Below are 20,731 nucleotides of genomic sequence, written 5' to 3' on the forward strand. Positions count from 1 at the left end.
CCTTATGCACGTTTTACTTCAACGAGGTTGGTATGTTGAGGGTTACCCTTAGCCAATGGAGAAGGCCGCTGGGTGGTTAGCGTATTAATACATCCGCCCACATCTACCCCTTGCTCGTTGGTATTACGCCATGCGCCCTGTGGTACACCGATAACTCCCGGTAAAATACGCTCGGTCACTTTGACAGCAATACGGATACGGCCACGGTCGTTAAATACTTCGGCCATATCGCCGTGCTTCAACTTACGAGCCTGTGCATCAATCGGGTTCATCCACATCATATGAGGTACCGCTTCACGCAGCATGGCCACTGAATAGTACGAAGAGTGCACACGGCCTTTATCGTGGAAGCCGGTCATTTGAAGTGGATACAGTTCTTGTACTGCCTTATCGCTAACCCCTTCAAAGGTTGGGCAATACTCTGGCACGGCCGGGATACGATCCCCTTCCGTCAGCTCCCAGGTGGAGGCGATAGTAGCCAACGCTTCTGAGTAAATTTCAATTTTGCCCGATGGCGTCTTCAGCGGGTTGGCTTGAGGATCGTCACGATAATCTTTTAACGCAATGGATTTAGAACTGTCTGCCAGAGCGCGAGCGACAATGCCCTTATCATTGGTTTGTGCAAACTCAGGTAAGGTCGTATCTTTCTCGCGCATTTTGTTATAGCAATATTCAATCCACTGCTCATGGGTGCGCCCTTCGGTAAATTGCTCGCGAATACCCAATTTTTGCGCCACTTCTGCCAGAACATCATAAGACTGGCGGCATTCCCAAAGCGGCTCGATGGTATTCTGCAAACGGATACAGTAGTTATAAGCACCGCTGGCATAGGAGTTATTGATCAGATCGTTTGACTCAACTGAGGTAACATCCGGCAGCAGCAGGTCAGCATATTTGGCGCTGGCCGTCATGTGGGTTTCCCATACCAGAATGAATTCACACAGCGATTCATCCTGCAAAATTTCATGGGTTTTATTCACGTCAGAATGCTGGTTCATCATGACGTTACTGGCATAATTCCACAGAAACTTAACGTTGGTTGTCAGCTTATCTTTATTTTTAACGTGGGCATTTTTCGCGGTCATCTCGGTTCCGCGCGTAATGGCATCAGTCCACATAAAGCAAGGAATGGCGGTTTTAATCGGATTAGGAATAGCAAATCCCGGTACGGAATAGGCTACGTTTCCGCCCCATGCACCAGTGTTCGTACCGGCGCGACCAATGTGGCCCGTCATTAACGGCAACATCATGATAGAACGGGATGCTTGCTCGCCGTTGGCGGTGCGTTGTAGCCCCCAGCCCTGGGATATCCAGGCCGCTTTAGCCGAGCCAATCTCACGCGCCAGTTGAATAATACGGGTTGGTGAAATACCGGTAATTTCGCTCGCCCATTCCGGCGTCTTGGCAATATTATCCGGGCCATTACCTAATAAATAATCTTTGTAAGAGCCATTTTTAGGCGCTGACTCAGGTAGAGTACTTTCATCCCAACCAACACAGTAGGTTTTCAGGAACGCTTCATTGGTGAGGTTTTCTTTAATCAGGGTATAACCAATAGCCGCAACCAGAGCGCTATCGGTTCCCGGATAGATAGGGATCCATTCGGCATCCAGTGTGGTTACGCTGTCGGTCATGCGTGGATCAATAATGATCACCCGCGCATGGCTTTGTTTCAGCGCATTCAGCGTTTCATAGAACTGACCGCCACCAGACATACGGGTTTCAGCCAGATTATGCCCGAACATCACCACCAGGTCGGAGTTTTTAATTTCCAACAGCAGGGTTTCTGCCAGACCACCATACACATATGGCATGACGGTGTTGATCTGCGCCGTAGAGTAAGTTCCATGCTGATCGAGGAAACCGCCATACAAATTGAGCATACGTTTACAGGCATTACGACCTTGTAAATTAGCCCCTGTGGAGCCGGATCCGTACTGATAGTAAATTGCCTCATTACCATATTTTTCAACGGTATATTTTAGCTTTTCGGCTAAAATGGTGGTGGCTTCATCCCAACTAATACGTTTGAATTTGCCTTCACCTCTGGCGCCGGTGCGTAACATCGGATATTTAATCCGGTCAGGATTATAGGTTTTCCAACGCACCGAACGGCCCCGCAAGCACGGGCGAATTTGATGTTCACCATAGGTGGAATCATTAAAATCGGTTTCGCTGGAGATTTTGGTAATAACACCATCTTTAACATGCACCTTCAGTGGGCAACGGCTTCCGCAGTTGACCAGACAAGCGCTGTATTTAATGGTTTCCGCTGAAGCTGCTTCTGGTGCAGCAACCGCCGTGGTAGTAAATGGCAAGGTTAATGACCCCGCCACTGTGGCTGCACCTGTGGCAGCCACGGAAGTTTTGATAAACTCCCGCCGCGACACCTCGCCAGGGCGCGCTGTTTTTTTGCTCTGCATCGACATTACCCTCATGGTAACAAGAAAGAAATATTAGGACGTTTATTGTTATTAAGAGTGATAATACGATTACTTGAGAAAGGTCTTTACTGATCTACATCAAGAGCTCCCCCAAATTGATTACGCTGTCTCATTATGGTTATTGATGTAGTTGTTTAAATTAATATTAATCAGCACCGTTAATATTGAATACGGCATAAGTCATTCAATTTATGCCGGATATGTGAAATTAATATCTGTAGGGAAGTAAAAATAAACTCTGCCAGCCTTAAAATAAAAAATACGGTGGTTTAATGTGCAGGAACCGATTGCAGATTGTATTAGCAGTAAGTCAGAAACCATTGCTGATTATTCCCGATACAAGAGTGGTAAATGAATAAGAAGCATTAATAATGCACCGCTAACGGTAAACCAAATATTCAAATATGGTTAAATCATCAAACCGATAAAAGCCACCGCTGGCGATTCCATTGGTAGAAATTCACCTATACTTCAACAAGAAATCTCTGTTTATCAGAAACAGAATTAGTGATACTTTTTATTCATAACCTTTCGCTGCGAGAAAAACTATGCCGCTACTTGAACATCTTATTGAAGGTATCCAGCGAAAGAAGGAAGACGTCTTCTTACAATATGGCAAAGTTCCGAACGATAAGATGCTGATCGTGATACGCAAAGACGATATGCACGAACTGTTCAAGATGCGCTATAACAATAAAAACTCCCCCTATCTCAGCGTTACCCCCGGTTACATGCTAAAGCTAATGGACATCAAAATTGTCACCGCGCCTGAAGAGGTGTTGAAAGGAAAGCTATTTCTCCTGACCATGATTGTTTGAAATATATTCACTTTCGGCAGGAACGTTTTAGTGTAAATAGGGGTCATCTATATAACAGGGAATATTGACAGCTATTTTGCAGCGCAAATTCATGGGATGCTAACTAACCGCCCCTCTAAGGAAAAGAGAGGGAAGCATTGATGTTTTCACCACTACAGGGATCTTTTTATGGTAGACATACTTTATCTTATTAACGATATATTGAGCGCTATCAGTATATTCATCATCGTTTATGCTGTCATTGCTGCGGTTATTGGCTTTATTCGCAGCGAAATTAAACGCGAACATCAGGCCGCCAATGGCCTGCTGGCAATACGCGTTCCCTTCGGTTCCCGCTTACTGCTTGGTCTGGAAATTCTGATTGCGGTGAATATACTGCGAGCGATCATGAGCCCAGGCTACAATGAGCTAATTGTGCTGGTTTCTATTGTGGTAGTTCGCACCTTACTGTCATTCTTTATTGGTCGGGAAGCTAAAACGCTCGCTGCGATTCCTCCAATTTCAATCCCGGTTCCAGTAACAGAAAAAATCGCAGAGCAAAAAACCGATATCATTGAGAACAATCAATCTGAGATTTCTGAGCATGAAGACAAGCCTCAGAATGATGAAGTTGCGGCAGAAAATAAATAATCGACACCTCAGATAGAGGTCTGATGGTTATGCTGACAGAGAGAATAAATCAGCATTCAGGGATATTCCGGTCATAATGGCAATATACACATATCACCATCGTGCCCGGCCGGAAGAATATCTGCATCTGATTTCGAAGTACGTCGGGCGCCGCCCGACGATAAATGACGCTAAAGCATAAAACCAAACTATCTGGTTTGCTCAGTTACTTACTTTTTGGGCTCCATCAACTCGCGAGCCAGTCTCAGTACCACCAGCGCCAATCCAACAACGCCAACAATCAGTAACCCCCACAATAACCAGGTTTGCCATTGTTGTGCACGTTCTACCGACGAAGTTGCCGTCAGACGCTCTTCTCCACCCAGCACCATGGTACTTCCGGCATAAGCCTGCGGCAGGCCCTGTAATCCATTTGGCTGCATTTCTGAGGCTGGGATTAATTGATTCACGCCAATCGTCGCTTTAGGGGCCTGATTTGCCCCCCATGCCAATAAATAGGGAGGATTGCCCTGTCCGTTAAACAGTACATCTACACGTTCACGTTGAGCGACGACTTTAGGGACAGTATCACCCCAGTTACCGCTTACTGCTTTCACCCGAATCCCCTGAACTAACAGACGGTTCATCGCTAAAGGCTCCGAAGTACGGTATCCGGTATCACCATGAATTTGATATACCACCGCTGTCGACAATGGACGCCATTTATCTTCCTCAGTGCTGCGATACTCAATATTTACCGGTAATACCGTATTACTCTGATCGGGCACGATGGAAAGGGATGACAGAGGCTGAGGGCGCTGCAGCTGATATATCGCTTCGGTTTTCGATACCGTTTCAGATTTAAACGCCAGCTCAATGGTTTCAACCGCCGTACGTCGGCTAATCACCACCCCCTGAGCCTTAGAGATAGCAGGGATAGCAATCTTTTCATCGCCATTAACCACCAATAGCCAATAGCGAGCGCGTCGACTGCTGTAGTTATCATCAATATCAATGTTATTCAGCAACAAACGGTCGGTACCGGAGGTTAAATCCATCAGTGGTGCATTATCCGCCTGTTTGCGCCAATCCTTCAGATCGCTGCTGCTATACAGAGTGACTTTGGCCTGCCAGTTGGCATTGCTTTGGGCCCAGTCCAGCATAACTTGGTTAAAACCAACGTCGTCAGACTTATCTTTATCCTGATTCAACTCTAACAAATAAGTCGCTTGCGGTTTACGTTCACCATCCTGATAGAGTTTTACTTCAACGCCACCGGCCGATTTAAAGGTAAAGGTTTCTCTATCATCTCGTTGATTCTCTTCAGGTTTACTCACTGACACCTGCATCGGGAAAATACGTAATGGGATATTTTGCTGTTCGGTAGTGTCGCTATCCACCGCTGATAAAGCGAAAGTGACCGTCTGCCCCGAACTGTTAAACACCCGAACATCCCGCAAATCAGGATAGACCGTTTCAAGATAGACTTCTTCCGGCAGCGTTAAGCGATAAAAAGGGGATGGAGCAGACACTTCCAGCTCTGCTCCTTTATAAAAATCCTTTGGCGTTAACTCAGTTTCATCAGCCTGAGCCAGCGGTAACATCGATATGCACAGGCCACATAACGCTGCGCGTAAAGTGAAGGTGGATTTTTTTATTTTTATTAACGACATCATGCCTTTGGCTCCTGCTTAAGCGGCTGACGGGGAGGTAATGGGGAAAAATATCCCACGACTAATAGCAAGACTGCAACACCCAGGAATGCGATGGCACGGGCTAAACCGCCCCCTTTAGCGCTATCCACCAGGAATAATTTAAAGATAACCACGCCCAGTAAGGCAGCACCAATGAACCAGATAATCCGACGTCCGGTGCGAGCGGAGAACACCATACAAATCAGAGCAATAAGCGTCCAGACGATGGCAAACGTGGTATGAACCAGACGTGATGCCCATAGTGCGTCAAACCACCAGTCGATATCCGCATAGTAAGCCAATGCCCGCAGCAAAATGCCATTGAACCACCAGAAAGTCAGGCCCCAGCCGACTAACGGAATAATAGAATCTAACTGAATGGCATGCGGCTTCAAAATGACGCTAATACGGCGGATCCAGATGACCAGCATTAAAATACCAAACATTGCCGCTTCTTCCAGTGGGTTCACCAATGGAATATAACGCCAGTTTACCATCTGCCCATCCATCATGTTGCCGGTTAACAGCATAGCGCCTGCTGCAACCATCAGCGGAATGGTGCCCAGCCAATAAACATCGGCATGAGCCTTAATCGGCCAGTACTGACGGCGATCGGCGATCCACAGTAGCAGAATAACCAATGACAAGCTGCACATCTGCAGATAGAAGCGCCATTCGTTCATTCCCCATGCCATTTGAATGGTGCGCCAGTAGACCTCGCTTCCCACCCAAGCCAATACCAGCCAGAAGAGAGCCAGATGTGCCAGTTTCTCTGCATTTCCTTTTAGCAATTGAGGAGCATCACGGTGCAGCAGGAAGAGTGCGGTAGCAACAACTATCAGCCAAATCAGATTCCACCACCCTAATGCGGTTGGTAATGGATTATCATTAAGTTGCAAGAACAGCGCCATCACCGCGGCCGGCCACAATAACCAAACCGATTGTTTTAACTCCGTCCACGCTAAACGATTTCCGGCAATGCGCCATATCCAGACCGAGACACTGAGTCCCAGCAGCGCCAGTAACATTGGTTCCAGACTGTAAGTTCTGGTCCAGAAAGCTAACGGTAGTTCCATCAACCACCAGCACCAGAGCATAATACCGGCCACCAACATCGCCATACTGATCCCTTTCCAGGCATCAGACTCTGGTTTGAAGTGGCGCCATAAAGCACCACCGGCAATAAAGCACAGGAACAGCACCGGTAAAACAAACAGTAAAGAGATATCCCAACGATAATCCTGATAGGCCACTAACTGGGCACCTAAAGCCAGTACCAGCAATGCACTGCCACTCCAGCTTAAACGACGCTGATGTTGCAGCAGGCCAAACCACAGTATACCCAAACCTTCCAGCGCCCACGCCAGCGCGGTCCATTGAGCAGAAAGCGCCAGAGGAATTGCCAGCGTAACAAAGCTTCCCCCCAGAGCCAGATAGCCCAAAGCAATACGTTTACCTTCCTGTGGAAAACGGCGCAGCGTACCCCAGGTAATTACCAGATAAATCAGGCCAAAGCCCAGCGCGGAGAACGCCGGACCAAATTGCCATTGTTCGGTCATTGCATACTGCAAAGCGAAGCCAATCAGCGGAGGCCCAAACAACAGTGTTCCATCTATTGCCATATGCTGTTGAAGTCGGTTTTTCACCGCAAACAGCTCAGCCAGCAGGCTAAACAGAACCAGGTTGGCAATCAGGAATAGCTGGCAGGAGAGGTAATCCTCTGGCTGATAATGCTCAACACCCCACATGATGGCCACGCCAAACGTGAAGACAAAGCCCAGCAGATTAAGCACCCGCCACGACTGCCAGATACTGATAAACAGAATGCCGCTGGAAATAAGTAAATAGTAAGAGAACAGGCCAATATGGTTAGCACTGCCGGTGGAGAGCAGGATTGGTGACAGATAACCGCCGATACTGGCAAGCATCGCAAGACTCAACGCCCGTTGTAACACGGCCAGTGCCACACTGGCGGCACAAATGACCAGCATCAATACAAAAGCAAAAGTGTGCGGTAACAGTTCATAAATCCTGAAAGCAGCAAATACCGTCAGGTATAACGCCCCCACGGCACCGCCCTGCAATATCAGAGCATACAGAGACTGCTTATGGCGTAAACGCCACCCTAATGCCAACAGCACCACGCTAATTAACGCAGAGCTGGCAAGGCGTAGCTCAATCGGGAACATATCCCGTTCAATGGTATATTTCAGCAGGTAGGCGATGCCAAAAAACAGCAACAGAATTCCCAGTTTTGCTACCGGATTGCCTTTTACCAGCCAGGAAATGATGCCAGAGAAAATATCTGAACTTTCACTTTGTGCAGGCGCTGCCGGCTGAGTTTGGGGCAATACCGGTTTCGGTGCTGCAGCTGGTTTCGACGCCGCAACATTTACCGATGATGTCGGAACAGCCAGCGGTTTCGCCGCAGCAATCGGAATCTCCTGGATGGGTTCAGAGGATTTTGGCGGTAGATTGACAGGCTCGACATCGCTTTTCGCTGCCATCGCCGGTGGTGCAACTGGAATAGGTTTATCCGTTACCGGAGGAATAACCCGCTCTGGTAATGGTTGTGATACGGCGGGTTCGACTCTGGTCTCCTGAGCATCAGATCGCCTGACCGGAATATCTGCCAACTGGTTAAGCTGCTTTTGTAACGACTCAACCTGCTTTTTTAGCTGGCTTACTTCGTCTCTGGCATGGCGGCTGCGGCTCATAGCCACCAGCGCCATTATTGGCGATGCCAGTACAGCGATAAGAATGATAAAACCAAGGAATATCAACTCATCCATTATCGATTCATCCTGAATAGAGGGTGAAGCCAGTTTCACAGGAATACGCTTTATCGTCTACTGTGGAACAACAAATTGTTACCTTACATCCCCATTTTTCTGCTGTTTTAACGCTAAATCGAGCCACTACTCATCGGAGGAATGGTTAAAACCACCTTCAGGCACGCCTTCGCGCCAGTAGTTCACCAGATAATATTCATCACGTTGTAGCCCCATCTTATCCTTAATCGCCCGGCGCAATCCTTTGGCTAAATCACACTCCATTCCGCCCCAGATTAAGGGTGAAACATCCGCAGGAATTGGCGTCGAGGCAACGGCATCAATCAAGCCACTCTCCTGCCCTGGGTGCCTGACTAACCAAGTGATCTCCATTCCCTTTGGCGCATGTAAAGGAATCAAATCAGCTTCTGAAGGCACTTCAATAATAGCTTTGCCTTTAGCATGAGCAGGCAAAACTTGTTCCAGAGTATAACTAATCGCGGGCAGTGCCGAGATATCACCCGCCAGCACCAGCCATTGATCGCTATAGGACACTCGAGCGCCCGGCCCCCAAATTCCTATTTTATCGCCCGCTTTAGCCTGTTTAGCCCAATCGGAAGCCACACCACCGTCATGACAGACCAGATCGATAGTTAACTGATGTAATTGAGCATCATAATTGCGCAGACTATAGGTTCTTAGGATTGGACGCTCCCCCTGCTCCGGCCATACCAGACGCCCCGTTAAAGCATCGTATTCAGGCCAAAGTAAACACGCTGCGTTAGCCGGTGGAATAAAGAGTTTTAAATGAGGACCAATCAGGCTGGCATCAATGTCTAAACCGACCAATTCTTCGCCCCCCAGAATCACCCGGCGGATATTTTCCGTCAGCATATAAGACGCTATAACGTGCAATTGCCGCTGACCTTCAGCGCGTTTGGGAGGGCAAGAGGAGGACATAGGGCAGATCCTTAAGATTGGGAATGACTATTTCAATCAATATCACCAATAATAAATGATTACCATTATCATTTAAAGCATAAGACAGGATCTTTAACTGACGATAAAGAGTCATCGTCAGTTTTTCTTAGAACTTAAAGGTTCAGAGGGTTTTCTGTGCTCTGCGTTTGGGTAAACTCACTAATACCAGCGCCATTATCACACAAAGAATACCTGCCGCTTCAGGGCCATTAGGGCGTTCTCCCAGTAACCACCATGACAGGAGCGCACTACAAACCGGAACGGCCAATGTGCCTAATCCTGCCACGGAAGCAGGTAAATGTTTCAGGATAAACATCCACAGCACCCAGGCAACCGCCGTTGCCAGAACGGCGTTATACAGTAATCCACCCCACAGATAAGGATGCCAGACAATCGGTTTTGAAGGAACAAACAAAGCAATAACCACTAATACAATGGCCCCCATCACCATCTGCTAGGTGGTCAGCGATAACAGGTCTGTTGGCGTACGAAGATACAAGCGCTTGGCAATAATCACACTGGCTCCCCAACAGAAACCTGATAACAGCGCCAGCACAGAAGCCAGCATCGAACCGTTATTATTCCACGGCTGCAAAATCAGAATCATGCCGCAAACGGCGATTGCCGTGGCCCAATACTGTAATTTCCCCAGACGTTCATTTAAAAACAGCGCCGCCAGTAAAATCACCCAAAACGGCATGGTATACGCCAGAATCGCAACTTTCCCTGCTCCGCCAGTGATCAGCGCCCACTGGGAAAAACCAACCATCCCAACCGTCTGCAATACACCAATGATAAATGTGGTACCCAGCGGTGGCGGCTTCATTCCACGATTTCGTAGTTTAAGCACCAGTAATAGCAGCACTGCCCCCAATGTACAGCGTATTGCGGCAAAATCAAATGGGCCAATATAAACCAGCAGGGTTTTCATCACTATCCAGCTGTAACTCCAGATACAAGTAATACAGACTAAAGCGATAACGGCAGAAAGATTGAGTTTCAAGATGGTTACACCACAGAGATAGATCACAACATCGGTTCAATAATGACAGAACCGGAAAATAGTACCTTGATTCACTTTTTTATCATTGCCCTGTGGATGTAGACGATAAGTCAGCGATGAACAGTTAAGCAATCATAGGATCAAGGCCGGTGTATTATCGGCTAAAGCCGGGGGAAGGCAAGCGGAGAAACCGAACAAAAAACCTTCCTTTAAAATCTCGCTATTTCAGCGATTAAACACACTAAATGCAGCATGCCTGACACTATGTTGATACTGCCATCCCTCTTATGCTGTGAAGATGGAGTCCATTCTCATTAATAAGCCAATTTTTAACCGACGATTTTCAACTGACATGATAAATTTTTTGCTTCTCAGAGCTCAGATTAATCTGTTATAACTATCAATCTGGATACAGAAGCAGAATTATTATGTTCTGGATATCTTTCACCCAATGGAGCTAATGATGCCCTCTCATAAAGAACTCGCTAACGCTATTCGCGCCCTCAGTATGGACGCTGTTCAAAAGGCCAAATCTGGCCATCCCGGAGCCCCGATGGGCATGGCCGATATCGCGGAAGTTCTGTGGCGCGGTTTCCTCAAACATAATCCAACCAATCCTCAGTGGGCTAACCGCGACCGTTTCGTGCTGTCTAACGGCCATGGCTCCATGCTGATTTACAGCCTGCTGCACCTGAGCGGTTATGACCTGACTATCGATGATTTAAAACAATTCCGTCAGCTGCATTCCCGCACCCCGGGTCACCCGGAATATGGTTATGCGCCGGGCGTGGAAACCACCACCGGTCCACTGGGTCAGGGTATCTGTAACGCCGTGGGGATGGCGATTGCCGAGCGTACGCTGGCGGCCCAGTTTAACCGCCCGGGTCACGATATCGTTGACCACTACACTTACACCTTTATGGGTGACGGCTGCATGATGGAAGGGGTTTCTCACGAAGCCTGTTCACTGGCCGGTACCCTGAAACTGGGCAAACTGATTGCTTTTTATGATGACAACGGTATCTCCATTGACGGTCACGTTGAAGGCTGGTTCACCGATGACACCGCCATGCGTTTTGAAGCCTATGGCTGGCACGTTATTCGCGGTATTGATGGTCATGATGCCGACGCCATTCGCAAGGCAGTAGAGCAGGCACAGAAAGAGACCGGTAAGCCTTCACTGCTGATGTGTAAAACCATTATCGGTTTTGGTTCACCTAATAAAGCGGGTACGCACGACAGCCACGGTGCACCATTAGGTGATGCAGAAGTGGCCGCCACCCGTGAAGCGCTGGGCTGGAAATATGAGCCGTTTGTTATTCCTCAGGAAATCTACAGCGCGTGGGATGCCAAATCTGCCGGTCAGTCGGCTGAAGCCGAGTGGGACAAGCAGTTTGCTGCCTACCGTGCTGCGCATCCTGAACTGGCGGCAGAGTTTAGCCGTCGTGTCAGCGGTGAGTTACCGGCGCAGTGGCAGGCAGAATCTCAGAAGTTTATCGAGAATTTACAGGCTAATCCGGCCAATATTGCCAGCCGTAAGGCATCACAAAACGCACTGGAAGCCTTTGGTAAAGTGCTGCCGGAGTTCCTGGGGGGCTCTGCTGACCTGGCCCCAAGCAACCTGACCATGTGGTCCGGTTCGAAATCCATTGTGGATGACCTGGCGGGTAACTACATTCATTACGGTGTGCGCGAGTTTGGTATGTCGGCGATGATGAACGGTATCGCCCTGCACGGTGGTTTTGTGCCTTATGGTGCCACCTTCCTGATGTTTATGGAATATGCCCGTAACGCGGTACGTATGGCTGCATTGATGAAAATTCGCAGCGTATTTGTGTATACCCATGACTCGATTGGTCTGGGTGAAGACGGTCCGACTCACCAGCCGGTAGAGCAGATGGCCAGCCTGCGTCTGACGCCAAACATGAGTACCTGGCGTCCGTGTGACCAGGTTGAATCCGCGATAGCGTGGAAAGCAGCGATTGAGCGTCTGGATGGTCCGAGTGCGCTGATTTTCTCCCGCCAGAACCTGACCCAACAGCCGCGTAGCGCAGAGCAACTGGCTAACGTGGCCCGTGGTGGTTATGTGCTGAAAGACTGCACCGGTACACCGGAGTTAATTCTGATTGCCACTGGTTCAGAAGTGAGCCTGGCGGTGGATGCGGCAGATAAACTGAGTGCGGAAGGCCGTAAAGTTCGCGTGGTATCGATGCCTTGTACCGAAGTGTTTGACCGTCAGGATGCGGCTTACCGTGAATCCGTACTGCCATCCGGTGTGAGTGCACGCGTGGCCGTGGAAGCGGGTATTGCGGACTTCTGGTTCAAATACACCGGTCTGAACGGTCGTATTGTAGGTATGCGCAGCTTCGGTGAATCTGCCCCGGCAGAACAACTGTTTGCCGAGTTTGGCTTTACGGTTGATAACGTAGTGGCGAACGCCCGTGAGTTATTGAAATAAGAAGTGTCCCTTGACCTTTTTATAGAGCACTGGAATTCAGCCGACAACTGAGAGAGGGTAGCACGCCAAACATGGATGTTTGGCGAGGCACTGCTTCGCTGTTCAAAATTGCAGGAGCAATTTTGAACAGCACAACGTGCTGGCCCCGTAGGGGTGAGCCTCATGGATGAGGCGAATAAACCGAATCAGTGCCAGTGCGTAAACCCGAACGAAGGCGGAGGGAAGTCGCCATCAGGCGACCTGGATTCGGGTGCGAAGGCGCGGGGGTGCAGGGGGCGTTCGCCTTTTAACGCCCCCTGCTCGGCCACATGCACCACAGGTAATTTGAACACCGTACTGTTAGTGGACGAAACCAGCTCAGGTTCAACCACTTTTAAGTTAAATAAGTACAATCAATCACATTGTACCCATTCCATTTCACGCTATACTAACAATCGGTGATGGCGTTCCACCATTAACCTTCCGGTTATAAACCGCCTGATATTAAGGGCTGATGACACCTGACAAAGATGACTCCATTATGGAGGTCTGTGTGCGTCAGGTGTTTTTGTTACCCGCTCAGTACCTCCGAGAGCCATTCAAATCCAATCAATTAAACTAAACCTATGCGGCTATTGGCATGCATAGCAGGAGAAGAAAATGAGCTATGGCATAACGTTATTGATCGTTGCGTTCGGAGGAGCCGTGGGGGCAGTCAGTCGCTTTCAGATTACTAACTGGTTTATTCAATGGTTTGGCAATAGCTTTCCCTACGCCACTCTTGCTGTAAACGTAGGTGGTTCTTTCATCATGGGTGCTTTAATGTCCGCCCTGACCCACGGCACATTAATTTCTCCCCACTGGCGCCCTTTGATTGGTGTCGGCTTTTTAGGTGCATTAACCACCTTCTCTACCTTTTCATTTGATACTTTGGTGCTCTTTACTCAGGGAGAGTGGCTAAAAGCCGCGCTAAATATTATCGCTAATGTGTTGTTATGCCTGTTCGCGGTCGCTATTGGTTATCAATTATTGATAAAGGCACAGTGAATTAGCCGCTTTTTGGTCTTCGTCAATAATCGTACTTTCAGAGCGTGATAATCTCCGCTCTGTTTTTCTGTAAAGATGTTAAAAGAATCCTCAGAAATGGCGGAAATCCTGATTTTTTGCTGTTTCGACATAGTGAACTTTGTTAGAGTGACAACATTGTTTCCTCCCTGTTTATGGATAACAGAGAAAAATCAGCGAAGGCAGCAAATAGACCAACACATGTTGACTAAACTGATATCAGAAGCCTGAACATTCCAAAGGCTTCACCAATTTAGCTGTAGATTACTTAGCGTCAAAAGAAGTCTGAAGATGTTCAGGGCACACGCCAGATACCAGCCTTACTTTAGCAACAGAGATCTCTAGCAAACCATTTAATCCCCGGGGATATATTCCGGTTACACCGATGTTTAGGAATACGAAATGGATGTAATACACACGCTCTGGCAAGCGCTCTGGCACCACGATATAGCAATGCTGTCTAATCCGTCCCTTACCTGGACGCTATACGGCATACTTTTCACTATTCTCTTGCTGGAGAATGGCGTTCTTCCCGCGGCATTTTTACCGGGTGATAGCCTGTTGCTGTTAGTGGGTGTTTTAGTCGCTAAAGGCGCAATTAATTATCCGCTGGCAATCGTGATCCTTACCGCGGGTGCCAGTATCGGCAGTTGGATTGGTTTCCTGCAGGGGCGATGGTTAGGGAATACGTCGTTGGTGCAAAACTGGCTTTCCCATATTCCTCCTCATTATCATCAACGTGCCCATAATCTGTTCCATCGTCACGGTTTAGCGGCACTATTTATCGGTCGTTTTCTGGCTTTTGTCCGTACTCTGTTACCTACTCTGGCAGGTGTTTCTGGCCTGGACAGCAAGCGTTTTCAGTTCTTCAGCTGGATGAGCGGTTTCCTGTGGGTGGCTATTCTGACCAGCCTGGGTTATGCGCTGGGCAGCACCAAAATTTTCGACCGTTATGAAAACGAATTAATGAAAGGTCTGGTGTTATTGCCAATCATACTGTTGGTTGCGGGTCTGATTGGTTCAATTATCGTTATCTGGCGTAAAAAACGCGCTCATAACGCCAAATAAGCGCCTTTAATCACCCAATCTTTTCCGGGTAGTTAAAATAAAAGCCGAAATGACTCGCCATTTCGGCTTTTATTTTGTTGATTCTCGGGTGAATATTCACCTTTCCCCCTGACTAATTCCCTTGCATTTCCTGACAAAACAGCACAATTTCTCCTTTAATAACATTGAATAATGGTCTATGGTTAATATTACATTTCGCTCATATTTTAAGGAGTAGATCCAATGGCACAGCAAAAAGAAAGTACTTCAGAACAACTTCGTGAAGAGCTCGAAACACTGGCAAATACGTTGGAAGAGATCCTACACTCCTCTGGCGATAAACCTAAAGCTGAACTGGACAAAATGCGCGCCAAAGCTGAAGGGCTGTTAAAAGATACCCGTACCCGCCTGACCGAAACCAAAGGCAAAATTGTTGACCAAACTAAAGAGATTGCCGATAAAGCTGACACCTATGTGCATGAAAAACCATGGGCTGGCGTAGGCATCGGTGCTGCAGTTGGTCTGGTGCTTGGCGTACTGTTAACTCGTCGCTAATTATGTCAAATAGCACCTCTGCTCAGGGCCCCGGCAAGGGTGCCCTGGCCACTATCCAGCGAATCTTTACCTTACTGCATCGAATGGTGCAAACCCGTCTGGAACTGATTGCTGTAGAGCTGGAAGAAGAGAAGGCCAATCTGCTTCAATTATTGATGTTGGTTGGTCTGACGCTGGTTTTTTCCGGTTTCTGCCTGATGGGTCTGTTCATTCTGATCTGTCTGGCGATCGATCCCGCCTATCGCGTGCTCGCACTGTCCCTGATTACCGGAATTCTGTTTCTGCTGGCTGTTATCACTGGGGTTTGGGCTATGGTCAGGGCTAAGCGCTCTACCTTCCTGAAAGAAACCCGCAATCAACTGAAACTGGATCACATCCTGCTTGAGGATGACAAGTGAATAAGCAGCAACGGCAACTCAAAAAAAACCTGCTGCTGAAAAAAATCGCCCGGCAGCGCTCAGAATTAGCTCAAGGTCGTCAAGACTGGCTGGAACAAACGCAGTCTTTTGACCGGGGCTGGCTGACGCTGACGCACTACCCTATCATTACTGCTACCGGTCTTGGTATCGCTGCCGTATATGGTTTACGCCATCCTCGTAAACTCATACTTTGGGGCCGCCGTGCTCTCGGCATCTGGAGTACCGTGAATTTCGTCAAAAATAGTCTAAACTCGAAATAACCTTTTTCTACCCGGATTATCCCGCCTGTCTCATACTGCTGATTAATTCAACAATAATTCTGAGCTTCTGCTCGAGAAACTAATACGCACGTTTCATTACATATATAATTTCGTTATATATCATAACCATTAAGCATATGTAGTCATTCAGATTTTTTGAATTAATTATGCAATTCTTCTCGCTAACAAGTTTCCATCACCTGAACTAGGATAAGCACATCGAAACAAAACAATGTTTGTACGTAACTATCACGGGCAAGCAAACCATTATCAAATTGTGTTCAGGAGTTAGAGTAGAAATGAAAAATTTAAATAACGTAGCATTACTAATCGCCCGTATTTTAATGCCAATTCTGTTTATTGTGGCTGGTTACGGTAAGTTAGGTGATGCTTACGCCGGAACACAGCAATATATGCAAGCCATGGGCGTTCCTGGCTTCCTGTTGCCGCTGACAATTTTACTGGAACTGGGTGGTGGTCTGGCGGTGTTATTTGGTTTACTGACTCGTACCACTGCAATTTTCACTGCACTGTTCACACTGTTAACCGCGTTTATTTTCCACAGCAACTTTGCTGAAGGCGTTAACCAGTTAATGTTTATGAAAAACCTGACCATTGCTGGCGGTTATATCTTACTGGCAGTGAGCGGCCCTGGTGCTTTCAGTATTGATAGACTGTTAAACAAAAAATGGTAATTCACTGATAACTGAAAAGCTGCGCTCTCAAGGCGCAGCTTTTCATTTTCTATCTTTTCATATAGTTAAACATATAGGAAAAGCCTTTCACTCAAAATTGAGCTATACCTGTTATAACCAACTTATCTGCGGAGGTAAAAATGGGACAGTTAGTTAATGGAATCTGGCAGGATGTTTGGTACGACACTAAATCAAGTAACGGTCATTTCAAACGAACCGCACCTCAGTTTCGTCACTGGGTCACTGCCGATGGTCAACCCGGCCCAAGCGGAGAAGGCGGCTTTAAGGCCGAAGCAGGGCGTTATCATCTGTATGTTTCCCTCGCCTGCCCTTGGGCTCATCGCACTTTACTAATGCGTAAGCTAAAAGGACTGGAAAAAATGATTTCAGTTTCAGTGGTACATCCTTTGATGCTGGAGCACGGTTGGACCTTTGCCACCGACTTTGAAGCCGCTACCGGCGATCAGCTTTTTGGGCTGGATTATCTGTATCAGCTCTATCTGAAAGCTATTCCTGATTACACGTGTCGGGTAACGGTACCCGTACTGTGGGATACGCAAAAGAACACCATTGTCAGCAATGAATCTTCAGAGATTATTCGTATGTTTAACAGCGCATTCGATGATCTGGGAGCAACTCCGGCAGATTATTATCCGGAGCCACTGCGTGAAGAGATCGACCGGTTAAACGATTGGATCTACCCAAATGTTAACAATGGTGTTTATAAAGCTGGTTTTGCTACCCAACAGGATGCCTACAGCGAAGAAGTAGCAAATGTTTTCAATGCGCTGGACAAGCTGGAAGAGATCCTCAGCACGCAACGCTATCTGACAGGCAGCCAGCTAACCGAGGCCGACCTGCGGCTGTGGACCACCTTAGTTCGCTTCGATCCGGTGTATGTCACCCACTTTAAGTGTGACTATCAAAGGATCAGTGATTATCCGAATTTATATGGCTTCTTGCGGGACATCTATCAGCTCCCTGGCATTCATGAGACGGTTAATTTCCCGCATATTCGTAACCACTATTATCGTAGCCATAAAACCATTAACCCGACCGGGATTATCTCTGTCGGACCAAAACAGGATCTCAATGCTCCACACCATCGCGATCGGCGTTTTGGTGAATAAGTAAGGAGAACATAATGAGTAATCAACAATATCGAGCTATTCGTCAGGTATTTCCGGCAATGGCAACTCAGGACGGTGCAGGGGTTAGCCTTAAACGCGCTTTAGGCCAGAGTGATAGCCAGAGAATGGATCCCTATCTGATGATGGATGTGTTCTTTTCCGACGATCCGCAAGACTATATTGCCGGTTTCCCGGACCATCCACACCGCGGTTTTGAAACCATTACCTATATGCTGGAAGGCAACATGCTACACGAAGACCATGTTGGTCATCGTGGTGAACTGAAAACCGGTGGCATTCAGTGGATGACCGCTGGTCGGGGAATCATTCACTCTGAAATGCCACAGCAGGTAGATGGCGAAATGCGCGGCTTCCAGATTTGGCTTAACCTGCCCGGGGTCGACAAGATGAAAGATCCCAGTTATCAAAACTTCGATGCTGAGCAACTGCCCAATATATCGCTGTTGGAAGAAGGGCAAATCATTCTGATTGCTGGCTCACTGACGCTGGATGGAGATAGCTACACCAGCCCGGTACAGGCCCATGCCACTCAACCGCTGATTGCCGATATTCATCTGCAACCTAATGGTGAGGTACATATTCCGGTTCCAGCCGGACTCAACGCCTTGCTCTATCTGTTTGAAGGTGAGATTCAGGTGGGAAATGAAGCGCTGCAATTTGACCAAACGGCTATTCTTACCGATGGCGATATGTTGCACTTAAAAGCCGATATTCTGGGCGGACGAGCCATGCTGTTGGCGGGTAAACCGCTGAATGAGCCGGTGGTACAGTATGGTCCTTTTGTGATGAACACTGTTGATGAAATTAAACAGGCAATCAATGACTATAACAGCGGAAAATTTACCGCATAGTCTTCTTACATCAGGGCTTGTAGGGTGAAAGTGAACTGTAAACTTTCACCCTTTTATTTAGCCTGACTTCTGTCGGGTAGACCAGGCCACGGCAAAAATAATCAGTTCACCACCAGCCACCATCCTCAGTCCCGGTTGTTCATGAAACAGAACCCATGCCACCAAAATGGCATAGACGGGCTCCAGTGCAATAATCATCGCGGCGGTTCGGGCGTTAATCACTTTCAACGCATTAATAAAAAAACTATAAGAAAGCCCGGTACATAACAGGCCAAGGCAGGCAATCCATACCCAATCCAGCCAGGGTACCTGTGGAATATCCGCAAAAGCAAAAGGCAGTAAGCACAACATCACCGACAGATTCTCCCACCAGTTAACCTGTACTCCTGACATTTTAGCCGCCACGCTACGGTTACCAATGGTGAGTAATGCATAGGTAAATCCGGACAAAATTCCCCAAATAAGCCCTTCAGTGGCATTATTGGCAAAATCAAAGCTGGGGGTAACTAATACCAATCCCAGAGACACCAGCCCAATCAGCGTATATTCGGTTTTAGTCAGTTGTTCCCGATACAGTACGCTTTCCAGCAATGCCACAAACGCAGGGAAACAGGCAAACCCCAGCGTAGCAACCGCAACCCCGCCGACTTTAATACCGATAAAAAACGTTACCCAATGTGCCACCAGCAATAAACCCATCGCCAGCAGGTTAAAAATACGTTGGGAAGTCATCCCCTGCCAGGGCAGGCGGCGGGATTTAATCAGTAATAACGAGAGGGAAAGAACGGCAAAAACCGCCCGGCCAAAAACCAGTACGGCAACACCGCTGATAATTAACTTCCCAAAGATACCGGAAATGCCAAACAGAACGGCAGCGGCATGCATTTGCCACAAAGCACTACCACGGGTCATGATGCCACCGAATAAAAAATGAATGGATGCTTGCTGAAATCAGGCTGAAAGCAATTTAGGTATTTCACGCAGTAACCAGGCTTTCGCTTTACCTATTTGATCCCGTCGCCAGGCCATAATGATCTCCACTTCACTTCCCGGATCGTCGCCAATGACTTTCAGTTTGCCATTTTTCAGATCGTCCTGAATCATATCAACGGGCATAGTGGCGATACCTAATCCAGCCAGCAGAGCTTTATGTTTATCCTCCAGCGAACTGACGGTTAAACGATGCTGTTTCTCCAGCACTTTTACGGTCAAAATTGGGCGTTCTTTCGCGGTATCGGCAATAGCAATACCACGATATCTCAGGCGAGTGCTCTCATCCAGCGGGTTGGGTTCCTGATGGATAGGATGGTCCGGTACGGCCACATACAAACTGGTGAGGCTATACAGACGAATCGAGTTAATCTCGGAAGATTGACGCAGGTAGTCAGAAGGTCCGATCACAATATCGGCTTTCCCCTGCTCCAGACGCTCCCAGGCCCCGGCCAGAACCTCGGTAGTAATGGCGATTTGAGTATCCGATTTTTCAGCCAGACGATTAACCAGAGGAAACAGGCTCCAGGCAGGTACTAACACTTCCGTGACAATATTGATATTGGTTTCCCAACCGCGGGATAACGCTTCCGCGTCTGAGGTCAGTTTGTCTGCGGCTTCCAGCAGAATACGCCCTCGCTCCAACAATAAACGGCCAACAGGCGTAAACTTGGTACGATGACCAGAGCGGTCAAATAGCACCACATCCAGCTCTTCCTCCAGCTTTTGCATGGTATAGCTTAATGCCGAAGGAACCCGACCAAGCTCTTCTGCAGCAGCAGCAAAGCTACGACGGCGTTCAATTGCATCCATGACTCTTAATGCTTCGAGTGTTAGTGCCCTGTCTTTATTCATAATAATCGCTGAATGATTGGCCGGATTGTTGATAACAATATTGTGTGTCAGACTAACCCGCGAATGGATAATCGTCCAGTAGCAAT

The 20,731-nt window shown here is 47.8% G+C and carries 17 protein-coding genes, 1 pseudogene and 1 riboswitch; of the genes and pseudogenes, 11 read left to right on the forward strand and 7 right to left on the reverse strand.

Features of this window, described 5'->3' with window-relative positions:
* Positions 1 to 2: 2 nt before the first annotated feature.
* On the reverse strand, positions 3 to 2,423 hold the full coding sequence (locus EKN56_RS15685) for a DMSO/selenate family reductase complex A subunit (protein ID WP_130592651.1): 2,421 nt from the start codon (positions 2,421 to 2,423) through the stop codon (positions 3 to 5).
* 569 nt (positions 2,424 to 2,992) lie between these two features.
* On the opposite strand from EKN56_RS15685, the gene EKN56_RS15690 reads away from it, so the two are divergent.
* Complete coding sequence (locus EKN56_RS15690; RefSeq protein ID WP_130592652.1) at positions 2,993 to 3,262, forward strand: hypothetical protein; 270 nt, start codon at positions 2,993 to 2,995, stop codon at positions 3,260 to 3,262.
* Positions 3,263 to 3,430: 168 nt separating this feature from the next.
* Positions 3,431 to 3,892: a DUF1622 domain-containing protein gene (locus tag EKN56_RS15695; RefSeq protein WP_130592653.1), complete on the forward strand. Its 462-nt coding sequence runs from the start codon at positions 3,431 to 3,433 to the stop codon at positions 3,890 to 3,892.
* 209 nt (positions 3,893 to 4,101) lie between these two features.
* On the opposite strand, the gene EKN56_RS15700 is transcribed toward EKN56_RS15695, so the two are convergent.
* From EKN56_RS15700 to EKN56_RS15715, 4 genes and pseudogenes are all read right to left on the reverse strand, one after another.
* Positions 4,102 to 5,547: a DUF3999 domain-containing protein gene (locus EKN56_RS15700; RefSeq protein ID WP_130592654.1), complete on the reverse strand. Its 1,446-nt coding sequence runs from the start codon at positions 5,545 to 5,547 to the stop codon at positions 4,102 to 4,104.
* Positions 5,544 to 8,357, reverse strand: a complete 2,814-nt coding sequence (locus EKN56_RS15705) for a DUF2339 domain-containing protein (protein ID WP_130592655.1) — start codon at positions 8,355 to 8,357, stop codon at positions 5,544 to 5,546. The genes EKN56_RS15700 and EKN56_RS15705 overlap by 4 nt, the downstream gene beginning before the upstream one ends.
* 126 nt (positions 8,358 to 8,483) lie before the next feature.
* Positions 8,484 to 9,296 (reverse strand): siderophore-interacting protein, encoded by an 813-nt coding sequence (locus EKN56_RS15710; RefSeq protein ID WP_130592656.1) that lies wholly within the window; start codon positions 9,294 to 9,296, stop codon positions 8,484 to 8,486.
* 142 nt (positions 9,297 to 9,438) lie between these two features.
* A pseudogene (locus EKN56_RS15715) lies at positions 9,439 to 10,323 on the reverse strand (DMT family transporter).
* A 460-nt stretch (positions 10,324 to 10,783) separates the two neighbouring features.
* On the opposite strand from EKN56_RS15715, the gene tkt reads away from it, so the two are divergent.
* The 9 genes from tkt to EKN56_RS15760 all read left to right on the forward strand — a co-directional run bounded on the left by tkt (position 10,784) and on the right by EKN56_RS15760 (position 18,800).
* Entirely contained in the window at positions 10,784 to 12,778 is a 1,995-nt protein-coding gene (gene tkt / locus EKN56_RS15720; RefSeq protein WP_130593735.1) for a transketolase, read from the forward strand.
* A 427-nt stretch (positions 12,779 to 13,205) separates the two neighbouring features.
* A riboswitch (Fluoride riboswitch) is annotated at positions 13,206 to 13,288 on the forward strand.
* Between the two features lie 129 nt (positions 13,289 to 13,417).
* Positions 13,418 to 13,804, forward strand: a complete 387-nt coding sequence (gene crcB / locus EKN56_RS15725) for a fluoride efflux transporter CrcB (protein WP_130592657.1) — start codon at positions 13,418 to 13,420, stop codon at positions 13,802 to 13,804.
* A 420-nt stretch (positions 13,805 to 14,224) separates the two neighbouring features.
* On the forward strand, positions 14,225 to 14,890 hold the full coding sequence (locus EKN56_RS15730) for a DedA family protein (RefSeq protein WP_130592658.1): 666 nt from the start codon (positions 14,225 to 14,227) through the stop codon (positions 14,888 to 14,890).
* A 222-nt stretch (positions 14,891 to 15,112) separates the two neighbouring features.
* Positions 15,113 to 15,424: a DUF883 family protein gene (locus EKN56_RS15735; protein WP_130592659.1), complete on the forward strand. Its 312-nt coding sequence runs from the start codon at positions 15,113 to 15,115 to the stop codon at positions 15,422 to 15,424.
* A gap of 2 nt (positions 15,425 to 15,426) precedes the next feature.
* Entirely contained in the window at positions 15,427 to 15,822 is a 396-nt protein-coding gene (locus EKN56_RS15740; protein ID WP_130592660.1) for a phage holin family protein, read from the forward strand.
* Entirely contained in the window at positions 15,819 to 16,103 is a 285-nt protein-coding gene (locus tag EKN56_RS15745) for a YqjK-like family protein (protein ID WP_130592661.1), read from the forward strand. The genes EKN56_RS15740 and EKN56_RS15745 overlap by 4 nt, the downstream gene beginning before the upstream one ends.
* 299 nt (positions 16,104 to 16,402) lie before the next feature.
* Positions 16,403 to 16,798 (forward strand): DoxX family protein, encoded by a 396-nt coding sequence (locus EKN56_RS15750; RefSeq protein WP_130592662.1) that lies wholly within the window; start codon positions 16,403 to 16,405, stop codon positions 16,796 to 16,798.
* Between the two features lie 140 nt (positions 16,799 to 16,938).
* On the forward strand, positions 16,939 to 17,928 hold the full coding sequence (locus EKN56_RS15755; RefSeq protein WP_130592663.1) for a glutathione S-transferase family protein: 990 nt from the start codon (positions 16,939 to 16,941) through the stop codon (positions 17,926 to 17,928).
* 14 nt (positions 17,929 to 17,942) lie between these two features.
* Positions 17,943 to 18,800: a pirin family protein gene (locus EKN56_RS15760; protein ID WP_210405308.1), complete on the forward strand. Its 858-nt coding sequence runs from the start codon at positions 17,943 to 17,945 to the stop codon at positions 18,798 to 18,800.
* A gap of 57 nt (positions 18,801 to 18,857) precedes the next feature.
* Here the strand turns inward: EKN56_RS15760 and EKN56_RS15765 are convergent, their stop codons facing one another.
* The gene (locus EKN56_RS15765) at positions 18,858 to 19,712 is read right to left on the reverse strand and encodes a DMT family transporter (protein WP_130592664.1); all 855 of its coding nucleotides are present in this window, start codon (positions 19,710 to 19,712) and stop codon (positions 18,858 to 18,860) included.
* A gap of 39 nt (positions 19,713 to 19,751) precedes the next feature.
* Positions 19,752 to 20,645, reverse strand: a complete 894-nt coding sequence (locus EKN56_RS15770; protein ID WP_130593737.1) for a LysR family transcriptional regulator — start codon at positions 20,643 to 20,645, stop codon at positions 19,752 to 19,754.
* Positions 20,646 to 20,731 lie beyond the last annotated feature (86 nt).

It is taken from the genome of Limnobaculum zhutongyuii (assembly GCF_004295645.1).
Classification (GTDB): domain Bacteria; phylum Pseudomonadota; class Gammaproteobacteria; order Enterobacterales; family Enterobacteriaceae; genus Limnobaculum; species Limnobaculum zhutongyuii.